We start from the raw sequence: 6,179 nt of genomic DNA, 5'->3' as shown, positions 1-6,179 counted from the left end.
GAGGGGGAAAGGGAGCCGATCTCTGTGCCTTTCGCGTTCGACTCGACAGTTCAGGTCGGTGTATTTCGAGAGAACACCTCGGTCAGTCCCCTCTACCTCTGGGAGAGGGCTAGGGTGAGGGCAAGCAGCCTCACTGAAAAAACAAGAGAGCCAGCACAACCATGTCCACCCCTCAGCGCACCGACTACCCACACTTCCAGCCCATCACCACACGCTGGCACGACAACGACGCCTACGGTCACGTCAACAACGTCACCTACTACAGCTTCTTCGACACGGCGGTGAACACTTACCTGATACAGGTCGGTGGTCTGGATATCCATGATGGCGAGGTGGTGGGGTTTGTGGTCAGTTCGGCGTGTGATTACTTCGCCTCGATTGCCTTTCCTGATCTGATCGAGGTCGGTCTGCGGGTCGGAAAATTGGGCAACAGTTCGGTGCAATACGAGTTGGCGGTGTTCAAGGTCGGCGATAGCGAGGCCTGCGCGGCCGGGCGCTTCGTTCATGTATTCGTCGATCGGGCGAGTAACCAGCCAGTGCCGATTCCCGCCAAGCTGCGGCAGGCACTGGAATACCTTGTGGTTTAAAAAAGGCAAAAAAAATCGCAGCCCTCGGGCCGCGATTTTTCTTCAAGCATTCGCCTTAACGGTGACGATAGTACTTGTGATGCTTGCGGTGGCCGTAGGCATGGCCGCGACCTGGGTGGCCGTCGCGGTAGTAGCGACGATCATCATGACGACGGTCGTAACGACGATCATCGTCATCGCTTTTGTTGCCCATGTAGTTACCCAGCGCGCCACCGGCGCCGCCACCTGCTGCGGAGCCGATCAGGCTGCCGGTGGTGCCGCCCATGCTGCGGCCGACTACGTTACCGCCGGCTGCGCCCAGCGCACCACCGATGGCGGCTTCGCCACGGCTGCGTTTGTCGGCGCCGACCGCGCTACCACCCGCACCGCCCAAGGCTGCGCCGATGGTGGAACCTGTATTGCCGCCTAACGACTGACCGACGACCGAGCCAAGAACCCCGCCCAATGCGCCGCCCACACCTGCTTCGGTGGTGCCGCCAGCAGACGCAAAGCCACTGACCAGGCCAAGGGACAACAAGAGAATCGAGGAGAACTTCATAGAGGAGCCTCAAAGGGATGACGGCGCCGATCCTGAGGCTGTGTAACAAGCGTGACAATCGAAATCCGACGAATAACACGACTTGTATACAATTTTGCAAGTTGCTGTTTTATCAGCGGAACTTAAGCATTTTTCGCCGGTCTTTAGCTACTTCGGACAGGCCGCTTTTGTGAAAAAGCGGCCTTTTTTGTGGGCGTTTGAAAAGCAGAAGCGAAAAGATCGCAGCCTTCGGCAGCTCCTACAGGAACCGGTGTAGGAGCTGCCGAAGGCTGCGATCTTTTGATTTTGAATTAAGCAGATTTGGCCATGATCAACCCAGTCTCACTCGCTGATTCCAATCGAATCGCAATGAACTTAGACGTCGGCGTATGGCTGCCATCCCCGGTGCTCTCCAATGGCACCAGCGGATTCACTTCCGGGTAATAAGCCGCCGCTTGCCCGGCCGGAATATCAAACGCCAGCAAGGTGAAGCCCTTCACCCGACGCTCACGACCATCGTCCCACAGCGACACGATGTCGGCCTTTTGCCCCGGACGGAAGCCCAGACGAATGATGTCGGCCTCGTTGGCAAACAGCACATCACGCTGGCCCTTCACTCCGCGATAACGGTCGTCGAGACCATAAATCGTGGTGTTGTACTGATCGTGGGAACGCATCGATTGCAAGATCAGGTCCGGCAACTGCCCGGTGGCGCGGGTGCGTTCGTGTACCAGATCTTTGGGCAGCATGTTCGCGCGGAAGTTAGCTCGGCCCGACGGTGTGTTCCACTTGCGCGCGCCAGCGCTGTTGCCGAGGTAGAAGCCGCCTGGGTTTTTGATCTTCTCGTTGAACTCTTTGAAATTGGGAATGGTGTCGGCGATCAGTTCGCGGATGCGCCCGTAATCGGCCACCAGCCAGTTCCAGTCGACCGGTTTGCTACCCAGTGTGGCGGCAGCGATGCCGGCAATGATCGACGGCTCCGAGCGCATCTGGTTCGACAGCGGTTGCAACTGCCCGTTGGAGGCGTGAACCATGCTGAAGGAGTCTTCCACGGTGACCGCTTGCGGGCCTTCGGTCTGGATATCGATGTCGGTCCGGCCGAGGCACGGCAGGATCAGCGCGTCTTTACCGTGAGCCAGATGGCTGCGGTTGAGTTTGGTGCTGATCTGCACGGTCAGGTCGCAATTGCTCAGTGCGGCGAAGGTACGCGGGCTGTCCGGCGTGGCTTGGGCGAAGTTGCCGCCCAGACCGATAAAGACTTTGGCGCGTCCCTCGGCCATCGCATGGATTGCCTCGACCACGTTGTGGCCGTTATGACGCGGCACCTTGAACTGGAAGCGTCGTTCCAGCGAATCAAGGAACGCCACTGGCGGACGCTCGTTGATGCCCATCGTGCGGTCGCCCTGCACGTTACTGTGGCCGCGCACCGGACACAGACCAGCACCGGGTTTACCGATGTTGCCGCGCAGCAGCATCAGGTTGGCGATTTCCTGGATGGTCGGTACTGAATGGCGATGCTGGGTGATGCCCATCGCCCAGCACATGATGACGTTCTTGCCTTTGGCGTACATGCGCGCCGCTTGCTCGATTTCGACGAGGGTCAGGCCGGATTGTTCGACGATCTGTTCCCACGGCGTGTCATCGACCACGCCGAGATACTCCAGCACGTTAGCGCTGTGGGCGTTGAGGAAATCGTGATCGAACACGGCAGGTTCGCCAGCCTTCTGCGCATCGCGCTCCCACTGCAGGAGAAACTTGGCCATGCCGCGCAGCAGCGCCATGTCACCGCCAAGTGCCGGGCGGAAATACGCGGTGTTGGTCGGCTTGTCACCGTTGGTGAGCATTTCGATCGGGTGTTGCGGGTGCTGAAAGCGTTCCAGGCCACGCTCTTTCAATGGGTTGATGCACACCACTTGCGCGCCGCGTTTCACCGCTTCACGCAACGGTTCGAGCATGCGTGGGTGGTTAGTGCCCGGGTTCTGGCCCCAGACGAAAATCGCATCGGCGTGTTCGAAATCGTCGAAGGTCACGGTGCCTTTGCCGACGCCGACACTTTGCGCCAACGCCACACCGCTGGCCTCGTGGCACATGTTCGAGCAGTCAGGGAAATTGTTGGTGCCGTAGGCGCGCACGAACAGTTGATACAGGTAAGCCGCCTCGTTGCTGGCACGACCCGAGGTGTAGAACTCGGCCAGGTCCGGACTCGGCAGGCTTTGCAGGTGTTTGGCGATCAGGGTGTAGGCGTCGTCCCAACTGATCGGCTTGTAGCGATCGGTTTCGGCGTCATACACCATCGGCTCGGTCAGGCGTCCCTGATACTCGAGCCAGTAGTCGCTCTGCTCCAGCAACGAAGTGACGCTGTGCTTGGCGAAGAACTTGGCGTCCACGCGGCGCTTGGTTGCTTCCCAGTTCACCGCTTTGGCGCCGTTCTCGCAGAACTTGACCATGCCGCTTTCCGGCGAATCGCCCCACGCGCAACCCGGGCAGTCGAAGCCGCCGTTCTGGTTGGTCTTGAGCATCATGCGCAGGTTCTTCAGCGCGTTGTCGCTGGTCAACCAGGCCTGAGCCACACTGATCAGGGCACCCCAGCCGCCGGCGGCACCTTTGTAAGGCTTATAGCGCGGGACAGGTTTCTGGTCGGCTTGATGATGTTGGCTCACGCTTGATTCTCCATCGCGGGGCTGTACACCCGCGGCGCACTTTTCTGCGGCAGGTGGATGAGATTGAGGTTGTGTCGACGGGCCCATTGCACGGCAAGGCCCGTGGGCGCGGACAGGCTGACCAGCGTCTGGATGCCGGCACGCAAGACTTTCTGGATCAATTCGAGGCTGCAACGGCTGGTCACAATCGCTAGGCCGCCTTCTGTGGATATCTTCTGGCGGATCAGTCCGCCGATCAGCTTGTCGAGGGCGTTATGCCGGCCGATGTCTTCGCGGCCGAGTAGCAATTCGCCGCTGGCGTTCATGAATACCGCCGCGTGCACCGCACCGCAGTATTGGCCCAAAGGTTGAAATGCACTGATGCGCTGACGCAAACCGTCGAGCCATTCAATCGGCGGCAACGGCGCACCCGGCAACACCTTCAGATCGGGCAGTGCTTGCTCGACCGCTTCAACGCCGCACAATCCGCAACCGCTGGTGCCGGCCATTTGTCGACGTTGTTGCTTGAGGTTCCAGAACGCGCGATTGGCGATGGTTACTTGCGCATATTGCGCGGAGCCGGCGCCGGTCAGTTGCAGGTCATAAATGTCAGTAGCGTCGATGATGATGCCGCTGCCGAGGCTGAAACCGACGATGAAGTCTTCAAGGTCGGTCGGCGTCACCAACATCACCGCCTGGCTGATGCCGTTGTAGGCGATCGCCAACGCGACTTCCTCGGCCAGCGCGGTGCTGGCCGATTCCTCACGGGGTAAATCGCTGTAACTGTAGGTCTGGCTGGCGGCTGGCGCGGGCGTTTCGAGTGCAGGCGCCGCGCAGGCTGGGCGCTTGGCGTTCATGGCATCACCGACGGTTTGATCAACGTTAAGACTAGGCGCGGCAAGTTGTCGCGTCTAATCGCTAGTGTCGATCTATCGATAGATGCCGTCGATCAAGAGGCTGTTGGTGATTCCCGATACAGCGCGAAACAGGCTTCCGCCAGCGCGGAACGTGGGGCGCCGCGACGCATGATCAGGCCCAGCGGGGCGAGGGTCTGGGCGTCTTCGATCGGTTGCAGGCGCAGGTGATCGGTGAGTTTTTCCAGGCCGCCGTCCAGCGGCATGATCGCGCAGCAAAAACCGCCGTGCACGGCTTGTAACAATTGATGCACGGCATCGGTTTGTAGCAACGGTTGTGGAGTCAGGCCGCGGCTGTGGAAGTTGTGGTCGATGGACTGGCGAAAATGCATGCCGCTGGTGAGCATGCCCAACGGCAGTTCGATCAGCGACTGCCAACTCAACGCGGCGTCGCCAAATGTGAATGAGCGCTGATCGTAAAGCAGGCCCATGCGCGTTTCACTGAAGGCCAGGGATTCGAAGCGCTCGTTATCCAGACGATCCAGATAGGACACGCCGAGATCAATGCGGTTATTCGCCAAATGCTCGAGGATCTGCTCGGAACTCAGCGCCGACATTTCAAAGCGCAAATTCGGGTGGGCGCTGTGCAGGCGTTGCATCAACGGCAGCGGATCGAAACTCGACAGCGGCACCACGCCCAGCCTCAGCGTGCCGATCAGATTGCCGCGACACGCCGCCGCTTCCGCGTGCAAACCGTCATACGCCGCCATCACCGAGCGTGCCCACGCCAGCACGCGCTCGCCCGGCGCGGTGAAACCTTCGAAACGCTGGCCACGGTTGACCAGTGGCAGGTCGAGTTCTTCTTCAAGACTGCGCAGGCGCATTGACAGCGTTGGCTGGGTGATATGGCAACGCGCGGCGGCCTGGCCGAAGTGGCGGGTTTCGTCGAGGGCGATGAGGAATTTCAGCTGCTTGATGTCCATCTTCGCTCCGGGCGCTGGCAGGGGTGGGGGATTCTACCGCTTGCGCGGTGGCAGGGTCATTGGTCGGCTTGGAACCGGGTTTGTCCGCGGTGGTCTAGGCTTGGACGACTGATCCTTTTATTCCATGGAGAGAACCACGATGAGTCTTTTAAGTTTTGTAAAAGAAGCCGGTGAGAAGCTGATCGATCTGCTGACCCCGGGTAACGCCAATGCCAGTGAGCAGTTGAAGGAACACATCAGCAAGGTCGGCTTGGGCAATCCGAATGTGCAGGCAACGGTGGATGGCGACAAAGTGACCGTCACCGGTGAAGTCGCGAGTCAGGAAGAGAAAGAGAAGATTTTGCTGGCGGTGGGCAATATTGCCGGAGTTGGCAGCGTGGATGATCAGATCACCGTGACCGGCCCGGTGGTGGCTGCAGCAAAGTTTGTCGTGGTGAAAAAAGGCGACACCCTCAGCGCGATTTCCCTCGCCGTGTATGGCAATGCCAACCAGTACAACAAGATCTTCGAGGCCAACAAGCCGCTGCTGTCTCATCCGGACAAGATCTATCCGGGGCAGACACTGCGTATTCCTGAGTAACACAACACTCCTGTAGGAG

At 59.6% G+C, this 6,179-nt stretch carries 6 protein-coding genes; 2 read left to right on the top strand and 4 right to left on the bottom strand.

Annotation, left to right across the window (positions count from 1 at the left end; all coding sequences use genetic code 11):
- Positions 1–161: 161 nt before the first annotated feature.
- Positions 162–587 (top strand): acyl-CoA thioesterase, encoded by a 426-nt coding sequence (locus tag PMI23_RS28940; RefSeq protein WP_007909073.1) that lies wholly within the window; start codon positions 162–164, stop codon positions 585–587.
- A gap of 55 nt (positions 588–642) precedes the next feature.
- Here the strand turns inward: PMI23_RS28940 and PMI23_RS28935 are convergent, their stop codons facing one another.
- The 4 genes from PMI23_RS28935 to PMI23_RS28920 all read right to left on the bottom strand — a co-directional run bounded on the left by PMI23_RS28935 (position 643) and on the right by PMI23_RS28920 (position 5,580).
- The gene (locus PMI23_RS28935; RefSeq protein WP_007909074.1) at positions 643–1,125 is read right to left on the bottom strand and encodes a glycine zipper domain-containing protein; all 483 of its coding nucleotides are present in this window, start codon (positions 1,123–1,125) and stop codon (positions 643–645) included.
- Between the two features lie 290 nt (positions 1,126–1,415).
- Positions 1,416–3,764: an FdhF/YdeP family oxidoreductase gene (locus PMI23_RS28930; protein ID WP_007909075.1), complete on the bottom strand. Its 2,349-nt coding sequence runs from the start codon at positions 3,762–3,764 to the stop codon at positions 1,416–1,418.
- Positions 3,761–4,600 carry a formate dehydrogenase accessory sulfurtransferase FdhD gene (fdhD, locus tag PMI23_RS28925; protein WP_007909076.1) on the bottom strand — a complete coding sequence of 280 codons (840 nt, stop codon included), beginning with the start codon at positions 4,598–4,600 and terminating at the stop codon, positions 3,761–3,763. Before fdhD ends, PMI23_RS28930 begins: the two co-directional genes overlap by 4 nt.
- Positions 4,601–4,692: 92 nt before the next feature.
- Positions 4,693–5,580 (bottom strand): LysR family transcriptional regulator, encoded by an 888-nt coding sequence (locus PMI23_RS28920; RefSeq protein ID WP_007909077.1) that lies wholly within the window; start codon positions 5,578–5,580, stop codon positions 4,693–4,695.
- 139 nt (positions 5,581–5,719) lie between these two features.
- Between PMI23_RS28920 and lysM the strand changes: the two genes are divergently transcribed.
- Positions 5,720–6,160: a peptidoglycan-binding protein LysM gene (gene lysM / locus PMI23_RS28915; protein ID WP_007909089.1), complete on the top strand. Its 441-nt coding sequence runs from the start codon at positions 5,720–5,722 to the stop codon at positions 6,158–6,160.
- Positions 6,161–6,179: the final 19 nt, after the last annotated feature.

Origin of the sequence: Pseudomonas sp. GM24 (assembly GCF_000282235.1) — a bacterium.
Classification (GTDB): domain Bacteria; phylum Pseudomonadota; class Gammaproteobacteria; order Pseudomonadales; family Pseudomonadaceae; genus Aquipseudomonas.
Note: the sequence above shows the minus strand (reverse complement) of the source record. Positions and strands in the feature narration are given on the sequence as shown.